The following is a 22,661-nucleotide window of genomic DNA, read 5'->3' on the forward strand; positions in this document are numbered from 1 at the left end:
CCGCTTTTTTTGTTGGATAGATTTTTCGATGACTCATCCTCTAATACCCGAAATTATCGAGCTAGCGACACCAATCGCAGCAGAACTAGGTTTAGAATTAGTCGGCGCGGTTTTCCAGACGAACCGAAAACCGCCTGTATTGCGCGTGGACGTGCGTAATTTAGCTGATGACACCAGTTTAGATGACTGCGAACGGATGAGTAGAGCTTTAGAAGCACAATTAGATATTCAGGAATTAATTTCCGAACCCTACGTGCTAGAAATATCGAGTCCCGGTATTTCCAGACAGTTAACCACAGATCGAGAATTTATTTCCTTTAAAGGGTTTTCTGTCATTATCAAAACCTACACTCCCTATGAAGGAAAAAAAGAGTGGCGAGGAAAACTCCAAGGTAGAGACCAAGAGACAGTGTATCTCAACCAAAAAGGACGGGCGATCGCTATTCCTCGTCAACTCGTCGCCAAAGTGCAACTAGAAGATTAACCCCTATCGCTCGTTGGGCAAAAATTATTGGTCTTTTCTGGGTAGATGGTTCTTATTCGCGATTACCGATCGCCCCAATTGACCAACGAGCGATGACTGCTTACTGAAAAAGGAGATGCGTGCTATATGTCAATTGTTGCTTTACCAGGACTGAAAAAATTAATTGAAGAAATCTCTCAAAAACACAATTTACCCAAATCTGCCGTCCAGCAAGCATTACGAGAAGCGTTAATCAAAGGATACGAACGCTATCGTCGCGCTCAAAGTTTAAATCGCAACCAATTTAGCGAAGATTATTTTGAGAACTTTGAAGTCGAACTGGATACAGAAGAAGAAGGTTTTCGGATTCTCTCAACCAAGGTAATTGTCGAAGAAGTTGATAATACCGATCATCAAATTTCCCTCGAAGAAGTTCAGCAAGTAGCATCCGAAGCACAAACCGGGGATTCAGTAGTCTTAGATGTTACCCCAGATCAAAGAGAATTTGGTCGGATGGCAGCAATTCAAACCAAGCAAGTCCTGCTGCAAAAACTTCGGGATCAGCAGCGTAAATTGATTCAAGAAGAATTTCAGGACATTGAAAACACGGTTTTGCAAGCCAGAGTATTAAGATTTGAGAGACAATCAGCGATCGTGGCTGTGAGTAGTTCCTTTGGTCAACCAGAAGTAGAAGCCGAATTGCCCAAACGCGAACAACTTCCCAACGATAACTATCGAGCTAATGCGACATTTAAGGTTTATCTGAAAAAAGTGCGCGAAGGAACCCAACGCGGTCCGCAATTAATCGTTTCCAGAGCATCTGCTGGTTTAGTAGTTTATTTATTCGCCAACGAAGTACCAGAAATTGAAGACGAAGTTGTCAGAATTGTCGCCGTAGCTAGAGAAGCTAATCCTCCCTCTCGTCAAGTCGGTCCCCGCACGAAAATTGCTGTAGACACCCTAGAGCGAGATGTCGATCCAGTAGGTGCTTGTATTGGTGCAAGAGGATCGCGCATCCAAGCAGTAGTAAACGAACTACGCGGTGAGAAAATTGACGTTATTCGTTGGTCTCCCGATCCCGCTACCTACATTGCCAACGCCCTCAGTCCCGCCCGCGTCGATCGAGTATTATTAGTTAATCCTGACGAACGTCAGGCATTAGTTCTTGTACCAGATAACCAACTAAGTTTAGCGATCGGAAAAGAAGGACAAAATGTGCGCCTTGCTGCCCGTCTTACAGGCTGGAAAATTGATATCAAAGATACCGCGAAGTACGATCCTGAAGCTGAAAAACAAAAACAAGCAGCTCAAGCTGAATCGATCGAAGAAACAGCACAAGAAGATTTAGATCCTTTAGAAATAGGGATAAAAAAACAGTCTCAGCAAGAATTTGCTGATTTTGAGGACTTTGAGCAAGAAGAACTAGAGAGGGAATTTGGCGCAGACGAATCAGAATAGGAAGTAAGGAGGTGAGGTAAGGCATGAAAACCAACTACCGACGTTGCCTAAGCTGTCGAAGAGTAGGACCAAAAGATTCATTTTGGCGAATTGTCAGAGTCTACCCATCCCGACAGGTACAATTAGATGAGGGGATGGGACGTTCTGCCTACCTCTGTCCTGGTGAAAGTTGTCTATCTCGCGCCCAAAGCAAAAATAGATTGGGGCGATCGCTGAGAGCTTATGTTCCTCAAGAGATTTATCAAAGCTTGTGGCAACGTTTAAGCTCAGTTACAAACAAAGAAGAAATCTCGGCAGTGCCAAAAAATAACTGTCCCGGACACAGCAGCGATCGCGCTTCTTGAACTCCAAGCAAAGGTTTCACCCTCAAGGGACGAAAAACTAATTATCAAACCGACCTTACAATAGAAACAGCAGGGAGTTAAATTAAACTAAAAAAAACGTACTAAGCATGACAGAGGGAATTAATCTGGTAACTTACAACTACCAGACTAAACCCGAAATTATTCCTTCTGGTTGAATGTCGAAAAAGAAAAAAATGCTTGTATATACCTTGAAGTGATAGTTAGTCGATTGGCTAAAGCTTCAGTCAAATTAAACTATATTGTCAATTAAATCAAGATGAGGTGCTGTTTTCAAACTTATTTAATTTAAACAAGATTTAAGAGATCTAAATAACAAAATGAACTACTCTCTCTTACTCAAAACTTGAAAACTGGTAAGTATTACAGGACAAACGTGGATGAACAACGGCAAAGTTAGAATTTACGAATTATCAAAGGAATTGGATTTGGAGAATAAAGTTATTCAGAAAATTTGCGACCAACTCAATATCGCAGTTAAAAGTCACAGTAGCACGATTACAGAAGCTCAAGCAGAAAGAATCCGCGCGGCAGCAGAGCGGTATACAGCCAATAACGTTGCTGGCAAAAGTGGCGGTCTCAGTCAGGGTGAAAAAAATTCAGATTCGGGCTCGGTTCAGTCTCCACCCCGCTCAAACCGCTCGCGCAAACAACAAATTTTGGAAATTCGCCCCTCGAAACCTCGTTCTTCGTCTGGATCTCGTCAGTCGGAAAAAGAAAATACACCCAGGATGCCTACACCTCCCCGTCCACCTGTGAAACCACAGCCTCATAAATCGTCGCCAACACCTCAACCAAGTCTCAAAAAGCCGCAAGAAAGCCTTGCTGAAGAAGATAGAGACGAAAAAGCTTCTTCTGATCCTCAACAAATTGAGGTGGAAAAACCACAGGAGCGATCGCCTGACGGGGAAGCTAATCAAGGAGTTGTGGAAAAACCTCAACTGCTCGGACCTCCGGCAAGACCAACACAAGAAAGTTCTCAACCGGAGCAACCCAAGCAACCGCAGAACAAAAAAACTGCCAAAGTAGAAGCTCCGCGATCGCCGAAACCACCTCAACTAACTCCGACTCCTACTAAGGCAAAAGCACCGGAAAAACCAACTTCCGAAGAAAGTTCGCCCAGAAAAGCTAAACCGGCACTCAAAGAGCCACCTAAACTTCAGCGTCCGAGTAAACCGAAACCTGTGGAGCCACCAGAGGAAATTAAACCGAAAAAAGTGGCAGAGGTTGAAGAACCGGAAACTCCAGATCTTGAAGAAGAACAAGATTTACTCGAACTTCCTCAGAAGCCTAAACCTAAGCTGAAACGACCTGCTCCACCTCGTCCTTCGGTGGAAGAGTGGGAAGAGGAAGATGAAGATGAAAAACAAGCCAAAAAAGCTGGTAAACCTGCGGCTAAGGGTAAGCGTCGAGTTCAGCCTCTCATTGATGATGACGAGGATGAATTGGAAACAGAATTAACCCAATCTCAGGCAACAGTATCGGTAAGTCTGTCTATGGCTCGTCCTCCTAAGCCTAAAGCCGCCAACGGACAACAGGGTGGCGCAGTAGCTACCAGTGGCAAAAAACAGAAAAAGCCAGTTACGCCGAAAACTGATGCTGGTAATCGGAGCGAGAAAAGCGATCGCCGTCGCGAGAAAAAAGCGGCTCCGGAACTTCCAGAGATAATAGTTTTGGAAGGTAATCAGACTGTTCGCGATTTGGCTGAATTGCTGAATATCTCGGAAACGGAAATTATTAAGAAGCTGTTCATGAAGGGCATTGTCGTTAATGTTACTCAAATGCTCGACTTGCCGACAGCAAAAATGGTGGCAGAAGAACTCGGCGTCACTGTCGAAACTCCAGAAGAACGAGCCGCAGCTACGAAGATAACCGAGATGATTGACGAGGCAGATTTAGAAAATCTCCAGCGTCGTCCTCCAGTGGTGACGATTATGGGTCACGTCGATCACGGAAAAACTACTTTACTCGATTCGATTCGCTCGACAAAAGTGGCACAAGGTGAAGCAGGTGGTATTACCCAGCATATCGGAGCCTATCACGTCGATGTGGATCATGATGGGAAAACCCAGCAGGTCGTTTTTCTCGATACTCCAGGTCACGAAGCTTTCACGGCGATGCGAGCGCGGGGAACTCGCGTAACAGACATCGCGGTCTTAGTCGTAGCGGCTGATGATGGCGTGCAACCTCAAACTAAGGAAGCAATATCTCACGCTCGGGCTGCTAAAGTACCGATCGTGGTCGCGATTAATAAAATCGATAAAGAAGGCTCTCAACCCGATCGCGTCAAACAAGAACTGACCGAACAAGGCTTGGTTGCTGAAGAATGGGGCGGCGAGACGATTATGGTTCCAGTGAGCGCGATTAAAGGAGAAAACCTGGATACGCTCTTGGAAATGATTCTCCTAGTTTCGGAAGTGGAGCAGCTAGAAGCTAACCCCGATCGCCTTGCTAAGGGTACAGTGATTGAAGCTCATTTGGATAAGGCAAGAGGTCCAGTGGCTACTTTACTGGTTCAGAATGGTACGCTGCGCGTGGGAGATTGTATCGTCGCTGGTTCTGCTTTTGGTAAAATCCGGGCAATGATCGATGACCGAGGTCAAAAAGTTGAAGCCGCTAGTCCTTCTTTCGCAGTGGAAGTGTTAGGTTTAGCTGACGTTCCCGAAGCAGGTGACGAGTTTGATGTCTTTGCTAGTGAAAAAGAAGCTCGCGCGATCGCTTCTCAGCGTAGCGACGATAAACGAACTTCTCGCTTACAACAAGCAATGGGATCTCGTCGCGTTACTCTCAGCAGTATCTCGGAACAAGCTCGAGAAGGCGAACTCAAGGAACTGAACTTGATTCTCAAAGCAGATGTTCAAGGTTCGGTGGAAGCAATTCTCGGTTCCCTCAAGCAATTACCCCAAAATGAAGTACAAATACGGGTGTTGTTAGCTGCTCCCGGTGAAATTAGCGAAACTGATGTCGATTTAGCTGCGGCTAGTGGTGCGATCGTCATAGGTTTTAGTACCACATTGGCTAGTGGTGCGCGACAAGCCGCAGATCGTGAGGGTGTCGATATCCGCGAGTACAACATTATCTATAACCTCCTGGACGAAATTCAGGGAGCGATGGAAGGTTTACTCGATCCTGAAGAGGTTGAAGAACATCTCGGTCAAGCAGAAGTTCGTGCTGTCTTCACTGTCGGTCGCGGTGCTGTTGCAGGCTGTTACGTCCAATCAGGAAGAGTGGTACGCAATAGTAAGATGAGAGTTCGCCGTGGTGGTGAAGTGATTTACGAAGGTAATCTCTCTTCGCTCAAACGAGTCAGAGAGGACGTGAAAGAAGTTAAATCCGGATTTGAATGTGGTATCGGTGCTGATAACTTCAACGCTTGGGAAGAAGGTGACATCATTGAAGCTTATCAAATGGTGTTAAAGCGCCGGACTCTCTCGAAGTAGCATCGGCTTAATTAGTTATCTAACCGGCTAAAGTTAAGTATTGTTGTGCGACCAGCTTGGTCGCTTTTTTGATTATTTGTGGCGATCGCTATTTGATATAACTACTTCAAGGGTGCATAAGTGACTGTGCGCCTCTACCAAATAATTCATTATCATTCGACTAATGGAATCTTTTAAATCTGAACCTTTCTTGTGGATTCATTTAGCAGGCTTGGCTGTATTACCACTCGCTTTAGAATTGGTGTGGTTATCTTTAGCCGTCGGAGATCCAGTGCTACCCTTTTGGTTAGAATTGTTTTTCCTAGCAGCGATCGCGATCGTGCCAATCCTCGTTATGCAGTGGTATCGTCCTTTCGATATCTTTAGCATCTTAGTGGTTTCGCTTCAGCCACAACAACTTACTGAGAAACAACGCAAAATTTTGAGTTTGTTCAAAACTCCTAAACATCGAGTTTTTACTGTTGTGGGAGCAATTTTAATGCTGTTGCTGTTATGGCAAATATATCGCTATGCTCCCGCCGCCGCAACTGTGGCTTTGTTTCCCCCTCAATGGCGCATAGCCGCCCTGTTAGTGGCAGCTTTAGCTTTTTTAGTTAGCAATTTGTTTTTACAAGTACCGATTAGTGTGTTAACCGTGTTGTTGACAACTCAAGCTGAATACGAAGCGATAGAAGCGATCGCTGAATCCCAAATTCCTCAGCAATTTACTGTTCCTGGCTTTCGCGTCAGAAAAATTTTACCAACTTTGCAGGATTAGGGATTTCCGTTAACAGTTACCAGTTATCGGTTACCAGTCACCAGTTTATCCTCCCCCTCTTCCCCACCTCCCCAATCCCCATTTTGTGTATTTTGCAGCAGCAGCATTGAGAAGAACTAGGCTATTCTAAAAGTAAAAACACCCGATTATGGAGTAAGAGTGTAAATGCCTAGTTCAACAATTTCCTCTTTAGGTCAATATTCCCCAGACAGCGAAATCTGGCAAAGTTTGAAAGAAGCGATCGCCAATAGTTCCGGTTTTAAGCGTTGGCAACTTCAACAAAATAATTCTCTTGTATCATCTCAACCACAAAATACTGACGCACTTGTGCGTCGCTATCTCCGGGAGACTCTCGAAACCTTGGCTTATTAGGTTAATATCACATCCTCCCGACGCTGCATTTATCTATCCAGCGCGGGATTTATCCCTTTCTTAACTTAGTTAAGAAATTAAAAAGGTAAGTGGGGTATACGCTTGAGCAAACTACTAACTCGATTGTAAACTTCTTCAATCCTTTCCCCCTCGACATGAACTTCTGTCGTCGGATAATTTTGCAGAATTTCAATTAACGTAATTTGGTCGTCTTCAAGGGCAGATTTGACCAAAGCAGCACGTAAAGCTTGTTCGTTAGCTCGATTTGTGGGAGTATGAATAATCTCGCTTACTTGGTCAAGGACGAGTTCGCCAGGCGTGGTGTTAAGTATTCGATATAAAATCAGCGAATCTACATCTACTTCATTGTTTAAAACTCTGCGCAATTCTTCTGGTTCCTTGTTTGCCATTCTTAAGTACGCCTTTAACGAAGAAGATACCTCTCCGGTTTCCGCCAGTGCAGTTAACTCTGGTATCGATACTGACTCGCGTAGAAAACCGTACTTCAAAACTACATTCTCAGCAGCTTCAGCACTACTAGTCAAGAAAATTACTCCCGCCGCAGTTAACATACTAATGTAACTTAGCGATCGCCAGATTTTTCTTGACATTTTCTTGGTTTTGTGGTAAGACATAAACATAAAATTATCCAATTTGAATTTGTAATCTAAGTTAATTCTTAGACTTAATAGTTATATCTTCATCATTCAAGGGGATAATCTTGCGTCCAGCAAAATCCCCACTCAACAAGTCGCTCGTTTGTAGCAAAAAAGTTTCCGCAATGGTAGTATCGTTTTCGTGCCTGTCATACTAGAAAGAGAAGGCAATTTAATTCTAGGAGTGACTATGACTCCCAATCCTGCCATTATCAAATCTGTAGAACAACTAGGTTATCGAGTCACCGTTGGTGACGTTGCTGCACAAGCAGGATTAGAAATTAATCAAGCACAGCAAGGATTACTCGCCCTCGCATCCGAAGCTGGCGGACACCTGCAAGTAGCAGAATCAGGAGATATTGCTTACCTATTTCCGAAAAATTTTCGCTCAATTTTGCGAAATAAATACTTGCGGTTGCAACTGAAAGAATGGTGGGAAAAAATTTGGGCGGTTTTATTCTACCTAATTCGCATTTCTTTCGGAATTATCTTAATTGTTTCGATTGTCCTAATTTTTGCAGCGATCGCCATTATCATTATCACACTTAGTGCTAGCGATAGCGATAATAACTCTGGTGGCGGTAGTAGAAATCGTTCTGGCGGTGGAGGCGGAATTTTCTTCTTTCCTCGTTTCTGGATTGGACCGGATATTTTCTGGTTTTTTGACCCAACTTATTCTCCCAGATCGCGACGACAACGCCCTCAAAATCGTCGTTCTACTAACGAAAACGAGATGAACTTCCTCGAAGCTATCTTCTCCTTTTTGTTTGGTGACGGAAATCCTAATGCCGACATAGAAGAGCGTCGTTGGCAAGAAATTGGGGCGGTAATTCGCAATAATCAAGGTGCAGTAGTCGCAGAACAAATAATGCCCTATTTAGATGATTTCGACAATCGCGGCGACTACGAAGACTCTCTCCTACCAGTGTTAACTCGTTTTAATGGCTACCCAGAAGTATCGCCAGACGGAGAAATTATCTACTATTTTCCAGAGTTACAGGTAACAGCAAGAAACCAATCTCACTCAGCAGTACCAGAATATCTCCAAGAAAAATTATGGCAGTTTAGTCGAGCCGGAAGCGGACAACTAATCGCTGCGGCTGCCCTAGGCGCTGTAAATATTATCGGTGCTTTGGTACTCAATTCTCTCTTACAAGATGGTCAAGTGGCTGCTCAAATCGGGGGACTAGTAGCATTTGTCGATTCTATCTACTGGCTTTTACTCGGATACGGGACTGCCTTTTTAACCATACCTTTACTGCGCTACTTCTGGATTCAGTGGAAAAATCCCCAAATACAAGCTCGCAATCAAAAACGAGAAACCCGGGCTTTGGCTTTAAATAGTGGAGATAGCACTTTGCAGCAGAAAATTAGTTATGCTCGTCAGTTTGCCGCTCAGAAAGTCATTGGAGAAGAGGATATCAGTTACTCTACCGAAACTGATTTAATCGACCAAGAAATTAAACGTTCCGATCGCATTGACGAAGAATGGCAGCGTCGCTTAGAATCTGGTTCGTAAGCTTCTAGCGATCGCCACTTTCTCTTGAGGTTGACTGTGGTTCAACTTGTTCGAGACGCGACCGCAAAAGCTGCAACTGACGTTGATTAGCTTGAACTGTATTAGTTAAGGTTTCCAACTCCTGGGGGACTTCTTCTCGAAAAGTTTCTAGCTGTTTTCTCTGGCGTTGTAATTGGGCTTCCATTTCCTCGATTTGTTCGAGTATTTCCGCATTTTCTGCTGCTGACTGTTGGCTCTCGCGCTGGGCAATTTGCTCTTGTAAAAGCAAACGGTAGGCGAACCAGCCAGAAATGCCAATTGCTAGCAAAACAGCGATTACCAAACCGACAACTAGGGTTTGAAGTAACCCACGCAGTTGAGTTACCCTGGATTCGAGTTTCTCAACATTAAGCTTCAGGTTCAGGTGTTGTTCCTGAAGCATTTCGAGAGAAGTTTCCCGATCCCAGTTGTTGGTTCGATCTGGATTAGACTCAAAAGGGGATGGAGTATTCATGTCATTTGCCGGGAAATAACAGCTTCAATTGATTCTCTCAACTACAGAGACATGGGTGAATCAATATAAATAGTTGGTTCTGGAACAATAAATCTCAGGTTTTGGACTGCCAGTTTTTTAGCGATCGCCTCATTAGCCAATTCTAAAAGTCGTTTGCGCAGTTCTAGAGAGTTTTCACTCGGACTGGTAAGGAAAAAAAACACCCGTGCGCGGGTTATTGAAGTAGGTTCTGCTTTTTCATACTGAACTCGCGTACTAGCGCGATCGAAGCCCCAAAATAAGCGACTTTCTTGCTCGATAATCTGAGTTACCAGGGCTTGCTCCTCTTCTCTAAGATATCTCGAAAAGTCGAGACAAAGCATCGCCATCGTCTTTTTCCCTCGACTAACATTTTCAATATTTTTGCCAGCCATTGTCAAATTTGGCACAATCATGATTGTATTTTGAGCAACAATCCGAATTTTGGTCGAACGCAAACCAATTGACTCGATCCGACCATAAACATCTTCTGCATAAGGATTAAAATTGACTCGGATATACTCTCCACAAAGATAAGGGCGATCCAGATATAGTTCTAGGGTGCCAAAAAGTTGTCCGAGTGTCTGCTGGGCTGCCAAACCGAGTACCGCACCACTAATACCTAAACCAGCTAAGAGAGGAAACAATTCTACTTGAAGTCCGATCGCAAAAATTACGATTGCCATCACCACAATCAATACATAACTCAGAGTCTCAAAAATCAGCACTACTTCATTAACTTTTCCAAACCACCGATGCACTAAACTAATAACTGAACGATGGATAATTTTGCGGACAATTCTGGCAGTAAACCAGCCAATTCCAATTGACAAAGTTGAATAGACAAAAAATCCTAAAAATTTATGCAGCTCTTCGTACTTAATCAACAAATTTAAAGCAATGGCGATAAAAAAAAATACACCTATTAACCAGAGGGAATTCTCAAATGGTTCGATCGAGCGAGCATAAACGGCTTTAGCGTTAATTATTTGCCGATAGTCTAGTAACTTAAGGATTAGCTGAATAAACTGAAGTACAAATTGACCTGCAAATGGCGAGATGACCACAGCTAAGGAAAATAATCCTAATCTCGCCATTAATTCCCAAATATATTCTAGGATTTCTGAATCTATTTGCATCGCCTCGGCATTTTTAACTGGTTCCCATGACTAAATATTCATGGGCTGGCTGACATCAACAATGCTTTCTTTGATGTCAAACATAATTCCGTATTCTTGTAGTCGCTTAGTGATATTTTCCCTCGCCATTCCTAGCAAACCTCTCCGTAATTCCATTGATGTGTCTGTTGCCCCTAAAATAAAGAAAATTACTTGTGCTTGAACTTGGTATTGACCAGAGCGATCGGGTAGATCTTGAAAGTTAACTTGGGTTAGTTGACGATCGATTCCTAGTATATCGCTGGTACTGTCCAAAAAAAGCTGTTTGAGTATGGCTTTTTCTTCTTCAGACATTGCTCTAAAAAAGGTTAGCGTTACCATTGAAATGACTCGCTGCGCACTGCTTAAGTTCTCAATGTTAATTTGGGCTAGGTTACTATTGGGTACTACGACGAGGGTATTTTTCCCCGAAAGGCGAATTTTTGTGGAACGCCAGCCGATTGATTCAACTCTACCAAGAGTTCGGTCTGGTAAATGGATATAATCGTCAACGGTGAAAGGTCGATCGATGTAAAGAACAACACTCCAAAGAATTTGCTCGATTACTTTTTGCGATGCAAAGGCGATCGCAAATCCGCCAATTCCTAAGCTTGCTACTAAACCGATTAAATTTACTTGATGAGCTTGGGCGAAGCAAAAGATTACAATTAGGACAATTAATGCTTTGGTTAAAAATTTGCCTAAAGTCAATAGTTCAGTATTGATTTTTGCTCGCTCATCTAGTGCAACTACTAGCAAATAGTTATCGAATATTTCGGAAAAAAGTCTGAATCCTAAAAAAGTGGTACTGATTGCTAAGAGTAAACTTAAGGGAAATTCAAATAAGAGTAGCCAAGATGGTGTTGGCAGTGCGAGAACAATCAAATCAACGATGATTGAAATAATTACCCAAATTAACCAACCTTGATAAGGTTGAATGAGCTTTTGGATAATTTCTTGAGATTCAGGTGAACTAAAGCGCGCGCTGAGGGATTTGCTTAGTTGCGGAAGTTTGACGTAGGAAATTCCTTGGAAAAAGAGAATGGTTAAAAGTGTCATTAAACTCAGTAGCGCCATCGCGAGCGCTGGAATTGCAATGCTATCTGGTAATGTCACTTCTAAACCCAATTGGCGATCGAACATAAATTGCCTCTAATTTCCAGGGGGGCTTTATCCTCTAGTTGGACTTTTCTACTATACTGCTAAGTTCAATTTGTTGATTATTATGGCGCAGTTTGGCTGGGAGTGCCGCGCGATCGCCTTCCTGGCAAAATGTTAATTTTTGTTACAAACAGGCATTTTGTAGCAAATGTTACAGAAATGTCCGCTATAGTAAAAATGTAGAAAGCAATCATCCCTACCACTAATACAAGTTAAGCAATCCGGAGGAAACAAAAATGTCTAGCCAAGAAAGATCTCGCGCTTTAATGATGCGTCATCATCAATTAGTTAAAAACCGTCAACAATCAATGCTTGGACGTGCAGCCTCAGAAATCGGTATGGATGTTGATAGTGAATATTGGAACCACATTCAAGGTAAACCACATTCCAGTTTCCGAGTTAGCTACGATCGCAGCCGTGCTTCCCTAAGCTAAATTGGTTGCCATGACAACAAATAAATAAATTAGTTTAAACTTTGTCGAGATTAAATAATAGTTTGATCCTCTCGCAAAAGAAAAAAAATGGACGTTCCTCCTCAGAAGAACGTCTTCATTTTTTTGAGAAAATATCCGCAAAAAATCAAGCAAAACTTCCCGATTATTCCGGAGAACTAGAGAAAATTGATGGGGTAAAGATAACCAGGGATCGATAAGAGATCCCAACTGATAGAATAGCCGCTCTCATCAAAGTTAAAACGACGGCTTCTCGGTTGGGAAAAGCAGCAAATACCAGCAAACCCATCGTCAAGCTCGGAGTAAGGAATCAATGAAATCGATAATTGCACAGTATAAGGGTTTACAGACAAGCACTACAACAATTGAAAGCCCTTTAGACGATCGAGATACAGGAATGCTAGTAGTCATCGATAAAAAGATACAAGACTACGAAATCCTGGCAAAAGGAGGACAAAATGGCGCAAAAGTCTTTATTCTAGACGATAAAGATGACGGCGTTAAACAAATTACAGCATTACTGCAAAACCAAACTGTCCAGAGTTTACATATTGTTACTCATGGTGCATCTGGTTGCTTATTTTTAGGTGACAGTAAACTCAGCTTAGAAACCCTCGATAATTACTTTACAGAATTAGAAAATTGGGCAAAAACACTTCATGGCAGCTCATTATTAATTTATGGTTGTAACGTTGCCCAAAAATCCAGAGGTCAAAATTTTGTCGAACAGTTAAGTAGAATAACTGGAGCAAAAATTGCCGCAGCTTCTCATCCCGTAGGTAGTAGATCTCAAGGCGGAAACTGGAACTTAGATTACACCACTGGAAAAATTACCTCACCCCTAGCATTCACCGACGAAGTTAGATTGGCTTACCAGGGAATTTTTCCTGTAGATATTGCTGATGGAGACGTTGCTGGCTTAATCGCCGCCATTGAAGCAATTAATAACGGTACTGCTGCCGATAATATCATCAACCTAGCTACAGGCGGTACATACACCTTTGACGGTACAACCACTACCTTATTTCCCGATATCCCTGATGGTAACGCAGCGATCGATAACGGCGTTTCCGCACTACCACCGATTACCAGCGATGTCGTAATTAATGGTAACGGAGCGACTATCGCTAGAGATCCCGCCGCTTCAGCTTTCCGTCTCTTTTATATTGACGGTACCAGCACTCCTGCGGGTAATCTCAGCTTAGATAACGTTACGCTTACAGGTGGTAGAGCCGAAGTACCTAGCGGTGGTGCGGGTACTTTTCCCGTAGCCGAAGACGACGGTGGTGCGATTTTCATTACTAACGGTGCTACTGCGACAATTACTAATAGCATCCTTAGCGATAACTCCTCGGCTGATGATGGTGGGGCGATTCTCAACCAAGGTACTCTCAGCGTTGAGAATACCGATTTTCTCAATAATACAGCCGAAGGAGACGATGGTATTGAAGATGGTGGTGGTGCTATTGAAAATGATGGCGCTTTGGGTGAAGGTATTCTCAATCTTACTAACAGTGACTTTAGCGGTAATACTGCTGCTGACGAAGGTGGGGCGATTCGCAACCGCAACAACGCTCAAATAATCGATGGTGGGAACAATACTTTTAACGATAATAATCCCTCTAATGTGGAAATTATCGGCGATATGAATCCCGCAGCGAACGATCCCCCGTTTAATTCCGTCCCTCCAGCCCAAACAACCGATCTCAGTACACCGCTACTTTTTCAAACGGATGCAGCTACCGATACAGGTAACGATCTCCAAATTTTAGACCCTGATGCCGATCCTGCTGTCGATCCCTTTGAAGTTACACTGGCAGTAGATTCGGGGACTTTAACTCTTCCCAATACTACTGGGTTAACCTTTACTACCGGAGATGGTACTGACGATCCGACGCTAACTTTTACAGGTACTCTCAACGATATCAATGCGGCGCTTGATGGTCTAGCCTTTAATCCGGCTGCTGCGGGTGTGGCTACTTTGACTGTAACTAGCGATGACGGTGCATTGACTGATACAGATACAGTTGAGATTACTGTTACTGGGGCTGGTGGTGTGTTTGATGCGGTTGATGATACGGCTACTACTGCACTGGATACACCTGTTAATATCGATGTCTTGGCTAATGATACTGACGATGATGCCGATCCTAGTGACTTAGAAGTAGATCCGGCTAGTATCGCAGGTGTGATTAACGGGACAGCAGTAGTTGATGCTGATGGGACAATTTTATACACACCTAATACTGGTTTTGTTGGCTCTGAAGACTTTACTTATGATTTAATTGACGCTGATGGTAATCGCGATACCGCTACGGTGACAGTAACAGTTGGTGGGACGACAGGTGGTGTGTTTGATGCGGTTGATGATACGGCTACTACTGCACTGGATACACCTGTTAATATCGATGTCTTGGCTAATGATACTGACGATGATGCCGATCCTAGCGACTTAGAAGTAGATCCGGCTAGTATCGCAGGTGTGGTTAATGGTACAGCAGTAGTTGATGCTGATGGAACAATTTTATATACTCCGGATGCAGATTTTGTTGGCTCTGAAGACTTTACTTATGATTTAATTGACGCTGATGGTAATCGCGATACCGCTACAGTGACAGTAACAGTTGGTGGGACGACAGGTGGTGTGTTTGATGCGGTTGATGATACGGCTACTACTGCACTGGATACACCTGTTAATATTGATGTCTTGGCTAATGATACTGACGATGATGCCGATCCTAGCGACTTAGAAGTAGATCCGGCTAGTATCGCAGGTGTGGTTAATGGTACAGCAGTAGTTGATGCTGATGGGACAATTTTATACACACCTAATACTGGTTTTGTTGGCTCTGAAGACTTTACTTATGATTTAATTGACGCTGATGGTAATCGCGATACCGCTACAGTGACAGTAACAGTTGGTGGGACGACAGGTGGTGTGTTTGATGCGGTTGATGATACGGCTACTACTGCACTGGATACACCTGTTAATATTGATGTCTTGGCTAATGATACTGACGATGATGCCGATCCTAGCGACTTAGAAGTAGATCCGGCTAGTATCGCAGGTGTGGTTAATGGTACAGCAGTAGTTGATGCTGATGGAACAATTTTATATACTCCGGATGCAGATTTTGTTGGCGTTGAAGACTTTACTTATGATTTAATTGACGCTGATGGTAATCGCGATACTGCTACGGTGACAGTAACAGTTGGTGAAGGTGTAGTTGGTGGTGGACTCGATGCAATTGATGACACAGTATCAACTACCATCGACACACCGATCGATATTCCACTTCTCAATAATGACCAACTTGGTGATGGTTTAGCAGATCTCGCGATCGATGAGGCTAGTATTGTTAACGGAACAGCAATTGTCAACGATAATGGTACTCCGGCTGACTTTTCTGACGACTTTATCAGCTACACTCCCGATGCAGGTTTTACTGGGGTAGAAGACTTTACTTATACCCTCACGGATATTAACGGTAATACTGATACGGCGACGATTACTGTTAACGTAGGTGGTGTAGTGGTCGAACCACTCGATGCGATCGATGATACAGTGACAACTGAGATTGATACACCAGTAGAAATCGATGTTTTGGGTAATGATACTCCTACCGAAGGACAACTACAAATTGCGATCGCTGAAGATGAAGTTGTCAATGGAACCGCAGTAGTCAATAATAATGGTACTCCTGATGATTTATCTGACGACTTTATCGTTTATACTCCTGATGCAGGTTTTGAGGGTGTAGAAGACTTTGGTTATACGATTACCGATGCTGATGGTAACACTGATACTGCCCGAATTACAGTGGAAATTGGTAATCAACTACAAGCGGAAGATGATTTAGCTACAGCCGATCCGAATACACCAGTCGAAATTGATGTTCTTGCTAATGATACCGATCCTGAAGGAGATCCGCTACAAATTAGCATTCTGACAGATCCTACCAATGGTACGGCTGTAGTTAATGATAACGGTACTCCTGACGATCTCTCTGATGACTTTGTTACCTATACACCCAATGCTGATTTTAATGGTGTTGATAGCTTTACTTATCAAGTAGATGACGGTAATGGTAACACTGACACGGCTACCGTGAATGTAATCGTTGAAGAAGCTAACCAACCACCAGAAATTCTTGCCCCAGAAGTGGTGGAAATCGACGAAGATACAGAAGGGGGAATTGTCTTTACTGGAAACGATTTAACGATTTCGATTACCGATCCTGATGTTCTCGACGACGCGATCGGTGTAGAATTGGTGGCGACGGATGGAAGTTTGAGTCTTGGCGATCCTAGCGGATTAATTTTCTTTAATGGGGATGATACGAGTAACCTCTTGCTGACTGGGACGCTGGATGCGATTAACTCAGCTTTGGATGGTTTAACTTTCACTCCCTTTGCTGACTTCGCTGGTGAGACGACGATTGAAATTTTTGCTAACGATTTCGGTAATAATGGTGCAGGTGGTCCGCTAACCGATAATGAAGTCATCGAAATTACTGTTAATCCCATCAATGATGCACCAATAAATCTGTTTAACGGTGAATCTCTCGACGACACTACGCTTCCAGAGTTTACCAGTACGGAAACTAATCCTGCGATTGTCTTTTCTAGCGAGAATGGAAATCAACTCTCAATTACTGATGTTGACGCATCGCCAGATCCAGTTACAGTAACATTAGCGGCAGAAAATGGCATTCTCGATTTAGGTGGTGATACCACCGGATTAATTTCTTCTGGTGGAGATGGTACGAATCAAATTAGTTTGACTGGTACCGTTGAAGAGATTAACACAGCTTTAGATGGTTTAACTTATACACCAAATGCTGATTTCAGTGGCGAAGATAGCATTACGATTACTACCAATGACTTAGGAAATAATGGTGCAGGTGGTGCGTTATCTGATACCGATGCGATCGCGATTACGGTTGAAGAAGGAACAGTGACAGAACCACCAAGCCTCACTCGCAACAATAATAACGTTTTTGCGATCGGTGGCAATCAAGAAAATGTCAATCTCAAATTTACCTTGAATGAAGCGCTTTCTGATGCAGCGAATGTCAATGAGGTTGGTTTCTATCGCGTTGATGACGAGTCTGGTACGATTAACGGGATTTCACCAGGAGACTTACGCTATACTACCGCAGCCCTGAGCAATGGAGAAGTAATTTTCTCTGCTTTATCGAACGAATCTCCAGATTTCTTTATCGATCCTGAACGTATTATCGAGTTTAGCGGTGGGGATAATATCGGTTTCTATCTGGTTTCTGATGGTTCTACAGATGAAGTTTTAGCCGGACAAGTACCTTCAAGTCAAGTTTACTTCGGTACGGTCGATTTAACTCAGCTAGAGGTTTCTGACTTGGGAACTAATGCGTTTACAATCGGTTGGGAAGATTTACCTGTTAGCGGTAGCGGTACGGAAAATGACTTTGATGATGTTTTGTTTGAGGTTGAGTTAACTACCGAAGATACGCGATCGGGAACTGATATTCAAGGGCTACGAGAAATCGTTGATTTGCGGGAAATCGATGTTGACGGTGATGGTAATGTCGATACTTCGGTTTCCGCTATCTTCCAAGCTTTCGGTGAATCTGGTTTGACTAATCGCGGTGGTTTGTATCAGATTGATAATCTTCTTGGTAGTGTTGGTGGTGTTAATCCCGGAGATGCAGGTTATGCTCAAGCTGCTTTATCAGCGAGTGTGGTAGAGTTTGCTGAAGGTGAGACTCTTTCAGCTAATCTCACTGGTGGTCAACTTTATGCACCTTATCTGATTTCTACCGATGGACAGACGACGAATACTTACTTTGCTTTCTTAGAAGCTAATCCGGGTAGTGCTGACCAAGTTCGTTTGTTGGGAGATAATACTTTTGGTTTCGAGGATTTAATCGCTAATGATGCTGGTTTCGATGCTTCTTACGATGATTTTGGTTTCCAAGTGGTTATTTAAGGAACCACGAATGAAGGCTGATGAACTCGAATAATTGTCAGTTCATCGGATAAATTACTGTTTGAGTGACAAAGTCCGCTTGGGTGGACTTTGTTTTGTTTTCTAGCAATAGCAATGAACAGTAAACAGTAAACAGTAAATAAAGAAAAGATCGGAGCCTATGCTAGCAAGTTTTTCTGAAAATGAGGATATCTTGAGTCAACTCGTTCTCTGCTCTAAAATCTGGATCGGGATTAGCTCCCCAATCTATATTGCCTAGTTAAGAGGATAAGAAGCAAGAATCTCCCGTTATAATCTTTGAATTAGCGGGAGATTGTCAATACTTCAGCTTGAAAAATACCATGCAGAAATAACTTAGAAGAAATTACTACTTAGTCGCGAGTGCGAGTAATAGTTAAAGCTTTCCAAGTATTTTCACCAACCATACCATCTGCAATTAAATTATAACGGCGCTGAAAAGCCATCACTGCGGCTTCAGTTTTCGAGCCAAAAATACCATCAATTTTGCCTCGATATTCGCCACTTTCCTGCAAAGCTGTTTGTAAAGTTTCTACAGCCGCTCCCCGACTACCTCGTTCGAGCAAAGGTAGATTAACTGGAGCATCTTTATACAAACTTTCCCAAGTTTTTTCCCCAACGATCCCATCTACAGGAAGAAACATTCGGTATTGAAATTTTTTGACAGCCATTTCTGTTTCCTCATCGAAAACACTATCAACTTCGCTATCGAAAACACCGCGATCTGCTAATAACTCTTGTAATTCTCGCACGGAATTCCCGCGATCGCCAAGCTGTAACAGGGGTTTATTTACTTTGATTTGAATTTTTGTTTTAGTCATGTGAATTTTCGATATCGACGTTCTAATACTCTCAGATTAGAAAGTGTAAGTTATGTCTTACGTCCCTCAAGATGCAGATATTTTTGGGGGGTATTTCTTTCTCACCCCCATCCTGGGGAGGAGGAGAAGAAGAGAAAATTTATTCTCATTCTGCAAAAGGAGTACTATCTAGGAGAGATAGTCAGAAAAAATACTCAAATTCTCTAAAGAGCTGCTGCTATCTTTGCGGATGGGAAGCGAAGAGATCGCTTTTGTCTCGTGGGAAACTAAGCTGAAAGTTTGCTAAGTTTGTTGCCAAAAACACGAGCAATAGCTAAACTAGCTTGAGTTGTGTTTTAGTAATTGCTTGAGTCATTCAATTACCGGAAGTATAATTTCGATATTTCAAATCTAATCTCGACAAAAACCGTATCACCTCACCTGTATTAATTAGCTTTGACTCACTTGAATAGTTCACCCAGTAGCAGGATGTCAAAGTAAATTTATTTGGGGAATACTAGCTAGTGAAACTTGTTTGTGAGTGCTAGTGGGAAGATTCAATAATTATTTTCACAGAGCGCCATAAGCACGCTGCAAGTGTAGTTAAGTTTGAGAAAAATTATGTCTTGGCTAAGATTTTCGCCTTTTGGGAGAGTAGCGATCGCTTTAGGATCGGCTATTCTAATTACTTCTTGTTCCCAACCAAATGTAGCAGTAACTCAAGCACAAGTTGAACCCGAAGAAACTGAAATCGCACAAGCTACTTCCGAACAATGGCGACGTATGAGTGCAGCCGAACAAAACGAAGAAATTGAAAATATTTTAAATAATCGTTTGGGTATTGCTGCACTTAATCAGTTAGCAATTGAAGGTTTTATTGGCTACGGTTGCGATAAAAGTTACTATGTTAGCGAGCAATACGGCAGATTTCAAACTTTATTAAGGGTACAATGCAACGAACCCAAAGGAGCGTCTTCAGCTATCGGTTACGATGAAGTTCGGGTAATTTTCAGCCGCTTTGAAGATAATATTGAAAATTTTGAAATTGAGCGAGTTTCTCAAGAAACTCCTCCAGAAACTACTTTACCTGATTAATAATTAATCAAGTGGCGCTTTGACGTTAATTATTTTTTTTGCAGAGGGGCTAAAGAGTTATTTACTAACTTTTGTTTAGCCCCTGCTGACTAGGAACTTTAACCATTAAGAAGTAAGCCTAAAAAGATGAGTAAAGCCACGAATGCTAAACTATAAATGTATTTTTTCATCATCAAAAACTATCTCAACTAAATATCTATATTTTATGGTAAAATACTAGGCAAAGTAGGTTAACCAAAAATGGCTTATAATAGAATCAGGGTTGCGAAAGATAAAGCTGATTTAGTAAAAAGTTTATTGAATTCCAATAACAAAACCGCTCCCTTTCAAACCTATGCCGATCTTATCGCCTTTGCCGCAGCTTTAGGCGCAAAACGGAAAAAACGAGTTTCTCTAGGAGAAATTTCCCAAAGCGAACCAGCCCCTATTGGTTTAGAGATTTTTGTTTCTAGAGGCTACGATTTAGAGATTAAGTTATTGGCGATCGCGGAAACTCACGATACCAAAATTCTCTCTCCTCTTGACCCCATTGCTGAAAATGAACGCTTGCAAATTTTTGAAGAATATGCTAATGGAGGATTAGAAATTTTGCAAGAAGAATTACGCGGCGCAGTGGACTATACCGAACGACTATTATTAATAATGAGTCAAGAACGTTATCAGTCAGTACAGCCCGGAGAAGAATTCGATTTAAGTCGATTTCTGTAATTAGTAAATGCTTGTAATTGGGCTATAATTACATTTTCTAACAAACAAATTTTTTTGCCAAAATTCTCGGTAATCCTACCTCTTTTGGCGCAACAAACTTACCCTTAAAACCGATTGCTCGATCCTCAATTGTTCTCGCTTCAGCAAGTTCTCGTCGCAACTCCGCACGTTCAAATTTATCTTTAATTCCACCAAGAATATAAACTATTAACCGGGCTGCTAAATCTCGTCCCGATACCAGAACTCGCTTTTTATTTGGGTCATATAAAACACTATACCAAAGAGAACTAGGACGATCCATATTACTGAAACCATCATCAACATCGAAGCTAATTAGTTTCGGAAAAATCTCTTCTAGTGAGAAGTTTTTTTGGAAAACTAAGATACCCAAAGCTTGCGCGATCGCCACTTGTCCCACAGGACGAAAAAGCATATTTCCTTCACCTTTTGGCTTCTCAAAACTAAAGCGACGCAGTTGGGGAGTTTTTTCACCTTCTGCTAATCTTTGATAACTAGGTAAACTCGCTAAATAATCAAACAATTCTTGAAAATATTTAATGCCAATTTCTAATTCATCATCCTCAGGACGCATGGGAATCAAATTCTTTTTATCCGAAGATTTCCAATTTTTAAACTTATAGCCTAAATATCTTTCAGACATATCTTGTAGCGCTTGTAAGGTCGTCAAAACCGTTGCTTTAGCCGCTACTGTCGGACTATCCCAATTAACCCGAGAATCGTCTCGTAACAAAGGATGAGATACAGCTACTTTCCTCGCCACAATCGAAAATCCATTGTCTTCATCGAGTAAAGCCAATTGTCCTTTACTCAGTCTTACCGCCATTAAATTGACGTGAACAAAAATTGACCTAATGCGTCGTTTTGCTTCGTCACGAGTTTCGCCTTTCACTACAGCAGGAATAAATTCAATACCGATTTGTTCGTATGCCAAATTTTGTAAATAAGAAAATTCAAGTTCGTATTCTTCGAGCAGATCGTCAACAGTAATTACACCTCCGCTAGCTTTTTTAACTTTGTTGTAACACTGAAGTTTACCAGTTTTAATTAATTCCATTAAGCCTTGAATTCCCATTAGTCGATGTTGTCCATCAAGGGCAAAAATGGAAACCCCAGGAGACACATCTAATAATCCGACTTTTCCTTCTTTATCTAAAGCATTAAAATCAACTGCGGATTTAGTTGCGCGTTTGTTTTCGTCCCACTCTGTTGCATTTGGGTTGTCTACCCAGTCAGGACTAATAACTACTAAAACCGCCGGAAATTTATGTGCAACTCTTGCCGCGAGATATTGAGCGAGAGGTGCTTGACGCGACCAATCTAAAGGACGTTGTTGGATGTCGTCAATAGTGTCTGAATCTCTAACTACATTACCTGTTTTTTCGTCGAATTTTTGCCGAAATAAAGGTAATTGGGAGGCGAAACGGACGCGACTGTCTAACCATTCAAGAGTCACGGAACCAATATATGCTTCTGTACTCCCCATCCAAGTCTTTTGAGCTAAAATGCGATCGTTTTTTCCTAAGTATTTATCTAATAAAATGGCTAGTGTGGATCGTTCTTGGTTTTCTTGTTCCAGCACTTGACTGGTTATGTCTCCAGTTGAGCTTGTGGCGCTGTCCATAAGTTTTTTATTATTTGCTTGATTTTTATAAAATTATCAGTTTACTATATTATAGTCAACACAATAAAAAATACTTTTTTATCATGTATTAGCAAATTAGTCAAGTTAAGTTTTGAAATATC

Annotated in this window: 17 protein-coding genes; 11 read left to right on the forward strand and 6 right to left on the reverse strand. The window is 42.2% G+C overall.

Annotated elements, in window-relative coordinates; translation table 11 throughout:
- The first annotated feature begins 28 nt into the window (after positions 1-28).
- The 6 genes from rimP to G3T18_RS04045 all read left to right on the forward strand — a co-directional run bounded on the left by rimP (position 29) and on the right by G3T18_RS04045 (position 6,852).
- Positions 29-484, forward strand: coding sequence for a ribosome maturation factor RimP (gene rimP / locus G3T18_RS04020; protein WP_224409242.1), 456 nt, complete (start codon positions 29-31; stop codon positions 482-484).
- A 126-nt stretch (positions 485-610) separates the two neighbouring features.
- Positions 611-1,921 carry a transcription termination factor NusA gene (nusA, locus tag G3T18_RS04025; protein ID WP_224409243.1) on the forward strand — a complete coding sequence of 437 codons (1,311 nt, stop codon included), beginning with the start codon at positions 611-613 and terminating at the stop codon, positions 1,919-1,921.
- A 23-nt stretch (positions 1,922-1,944) separates the two neighbouring features.
- Positions 1,945-2,265 carry a YlxR family protein gene (locus tag G3T18_RS04030; RefSeq protein ID WP_224409244.1) on the forward strand — a complete coding sequence of 107 codons (321 nt, stop codon included), beginning with the start codon at positions 1,945-1,947 and terminating at the stop codon, positions 2,263-2,265.
- A gap of 398 nt (positions 2,266-2,663) precedes the next feature.
- Complete coding sequence (gene infB / locus G3T18_RS04035; protein ID WP_224409245.1) at positions 2,664-5,723, forward strand: translation initiation factor IF-2; 3,060 nt, start codon at positions 2,664-2,666, stop codon at positions 5,721-5,723.
- 163 nt (positions 5,724-5,886) lie between these two features.
- Positions 5,887-6,480, forward strand: a complete 594-nt coding sequence (locus tag G3T18_RS04040; protein WP_224409246.1) for a low-complexity tail membrane protein — start codon at positions 5,887-5,889, stop codon at positions 6,478-6,480.
- A gap of 165 nt (positions 6,481-6,645) precedes the next feature.
- On the forward strand, positions 6,646-6,852 hold the full coding sequence (locus G3T18_RS04045) for a hypothetical protein (protein ID WP_224409247.1): 207 nt from the start codon (positions 6,646-6,648) through the stop codon (positions 6,850-6,852).
- A 77-nt stretch (positions 6,853-6,929) separates the two neighbouring features.
- Here G3T18_RS04045 and G3T18_RS04050 read toward each other — a convergent pair whose 3' ends face one another.
- Complete coding sequence (locus G3T18_RS04050) at positions 6,930-7,463, reverse strand: alpha/beta hydrolase (RefSeq protein ID WP_224409248.1); 534 nt, start codon at positions 7,461-7,463, stop codon at positions 6,930-6,932.
- 235 nt (positions 7,464-7,698) lie between these two features.
- On the opposite strand from G3T18_RS04050, the gene G3T18_RS04055 reads away from it, so the two are divergent.
- Positions 7,699-9,027 (forward strand): hypothetical protein, encoded by a 1,329-nt coding sequence (locus G3T18_RS04055; protein ID WP_224409249.1) that lies wholly within the window; start codon positions 7,699-7,701, stop codon positions 9,025-9,027.
- 4 nt (positions 9,028-9,031) lie between these two features.
- On the opposite strand, the gene G3T18_RS04060 is transcribed toward G3T18_RS04055, so the two are convergent.
- From G3T18_RS04060 to G3T18_RS04070, 3 genes are read right to left on the reverse strand one after another with little or no spacing between them, the layout of a single operon-like run.
- Entirely contained in the window at positions 9,032-9,520 is a 489-nt protein-coding gene (locus G3T18_RS04060; protein WP_224409250.1) for a hypothetical protein, read from the reverse strand.
- A gap of 41 nt (positions 9,521-9,561) precedes the next feature.
- A complete protein-coding gene (locus G3T18_RS04065) occupies positions 9,562-10,677 on the reverse strand; it encodes a mechanosensitive ion channel family protein (RefSeq protein ID WP_224409251.1) in 1,116 nt (371 codons plus the stop codon).
- Positions 10,678-10,707: 30 nt separating this feature from the next.
- Positions 10,708-11,838: a mechanosensitive ion channel family protein gene (locus G3T18_RS04070; protein ID WP_224409252.1), complete on the reverse strand. Its 1,131-nt coding sequence runs from the start codon at positions 11,836-11,838 to the stop codon at positions 10,708-10,710.
- Between the two features lie 254 nt (positions 11,839-12,092).
- Between G3T18_RS04070 and G3T18_RS04075 the strand changes: the two genes are divergently transcribed.
- Positions 12,093-12,290: a hypothetical protein gene (locus tag G3T18_RS04075; protein WP_224409253.1), complete on the forward strand. Its 198-nt coding sequence runs from the start codon at positions 12,093-12,095 to the stop codon at positions 12,288-12,290.
- 331 nt (positions 12,291-12,621) lie between these two features.
- Positions 12,622-18,276, forward strand: a complete 5,655-nt coding sequence (locus G3T18_RS04080; protein ID WP_224409254.1) for an Ig-like domain-containing protein — start codon at positions 12,622-12,624, stop codon at positions 18,274-18,276.
- Between the two features lie 371 nt (positions 18,277-18,647).
- Here the strand turns inward: G3T18_RS04080 and G3T18_RS04085 are convergent, their stop codons facing one another.
- A complete protein-coding gene (locus G3T18_RS04085) occupies positions 18,648-19,115 on the reverse strand; it encodes a peptidoglycan-binding domain-containing protein (RefSeq protein ID WP_224409255.1) in 468 nt (155 codons plus the stop codon).
- A gap of 600 nt (positions 19,116-19,715) precedes the next feature.
- Between G3T18_RS04085 and G3T18_RS04090 the strand changes: the two genes are divergently transcribed.
- Together G3T18_RS04090 and G3T18_RS04095 are read left to right on the forward strand one after the other, a co-directional pair.
- Positions 19,716-20,189 carry a hypothetical protein gene (locus G3T18_RS04090; RefSeq protein WP_224409256.1) on the forward strand — a complete coding sequence of 158 codons (474 nt, stop codon included), beginning with the start codon at positions 19,716-19,718 and terminating at the stop codon, positions 20,187-20,189.
- Between the two features lie 240 nt (positions 20,190-20,429).
- Positions 20,430-20,897, forward strand: a complete 468-nt coding sequence (locus G3T18_RS04095; protein WP_224409257.1) for a DNA phosphorothioation-associated protein 4 — start codon at positions 20,430-20,432, stop codon at positions 20,895-20,897.
- Between the two features lie 37 nt (positions 20,898-20,934).
- Here the strand turns inward: G3T18_RS04095 and G3T18_RS04100 are convergent, their stop codons facing one another.
- On the reverse strand, positions 20,935-22,539 hold the full coding sequence (locus G3T18_RS04100) for a DGQHR domain-containing protein (protein ID WP_224409258.1): 1,605 nt from the start codon (positions 22,537-22,539) through the stop codon (positions 20,935-20,937).
- Between the last annotated feature and the right edge of the window lie 122 nt (positions 22,540-22,661).

Source organism: Oscillatoria salina IIICB1 (assembly GCF_020144665.1).
In the GTDB taxonomy this organism is placed as follows: Bacteria; Cyanobacteriota; Cyanobacteriia; order Cyanobacteriales; family SIO1D9; genus IIICB1.

What these genes read in the sequence shown, in the direction of transcription:
- G3T18_RS04060 (WP_224409250.1), bottom strand. Translation starts at nt 9,520, where the DNA reads ATGAATACTCCATCCCCTTTTGAGTCTAATCCAGATCGAACCAACAAC.
- rimP (WP_224409242.1), top strand. Translation starts at nt 29, where the DNA reads ATGACTCATCCTCTAATACCCGAAATTATCGAGCTAGCGACACCAATC.
- G3T18_RS04070 (WP_224409252.1), bottom strand. Translation starts at nt 11,838, where the DNA reads ATGTTCGATCGCCAATTGGGTTTAGAAGTGACATTACCAGATAGCATT.
- G3T18_RS04065 (WP_224409251.1), bottom strand. Translation starts at nt 10,677, where the DNA reads ATGCAAATAGATTCAGAAATCCTAGAATATATTTGGGAATTAATGGCG.
- nusA (WP_224409243.1), top strand. Translation starts at nt 611, where the DNA reads ATGTCAATTGTTGCTTTACCAGGACTGAAAAAATTAATTGAAGAAATC.
- G3T18_RS04075 (WP_224409253.1), top strand. Translation starts at nt 12,093, where the DNA reads ATGTCTAGCCAAGAAAGATCTCGCGCTTTAATGATGCGTCATCATCAA.
- G3T18_RS04100 (WP_224409258.1), bottom strand. Translation starts at nt 22,539, where the DNA reads ATGGACAGCGCCACAAGCTCAACTGGAGACATAACCAGTCAAGTGCTG.
- G3T18_RS04050 (WP_224409248.1), bottom strand. Translation starts at nt 7,463, where the DNA reads ATGTCAAGAAAAATCTGGCGATCGCTAAGTTACATTAGTATGTTAACT.
- G3T18_RS04080 (WP_224409254.1), top strand. Translation starts at nt 12,622, where the DNA reads ATGAAATCGATAATTGCACAGTATAAGGGTTTACAGACAAGCACTACA.
- G3T18_RS04045 (WP_224409247.1), top strand. Translation starts at nt 6,646, where the DNA reads ATGCCTAGTTCAACAATTTCCTCTTTAGGTCAATATTCCCCAGACAGC.
- G3T18_RS04055 (WP_224409249.1), top strand. Translation starts at nt 7,699, where the DNA reads ATGACTCCCAATCCTGCCATTATCAAATCTGTAGAACAACTAGGTTAT.
- G3T18_RS04090 (WP_224409256.1), top strand. Translation starts at nt 19,716, where the DNA reads ATGTCTTGGCTAAGATTTTCGCCTTTTGGGAGAGTAGCGATCGCTTTA.
- infB (WP_224409245.1), top strand. Translation starts at nt 2,664, where the DNA reads ATGAACAACGGCAAAGTTAGAATTTACGAATTATCAAAGGAATTGGAT.
- G3T18_RS04030 (WP_224409244.1), top strand. Translation starts at nt 1,945, where the DNA reads ATGAAAACCAACTACCGACGTTGCCTAAGCTGTCGAAGAGTAGGACCA.
- G3T18_RS04085 (WP_224409255.1), bottom strand. Translation starts at nt 19,115, where the DNA reads ATGACTAAAACAAAAATTCAAATCAAAGTAAATAAACCCCTGTTACAG.
- G3T18_RS04040 (WP_224409246.1), top strand. Translation starts at nt 5,887, where the DNA reads ATGGAATCTTTTAAATCTGAACCTTTCTTGTGGATTCATTTAGCAGGC.
- G3T18_RS04095 (WP_224409257.1), top strand. Translation starts at nt 20,430, where the DNA reads ATGGCTTATAATAGAATCAGGGTTGCGAAAGATAAAGCTGATTTAGTA.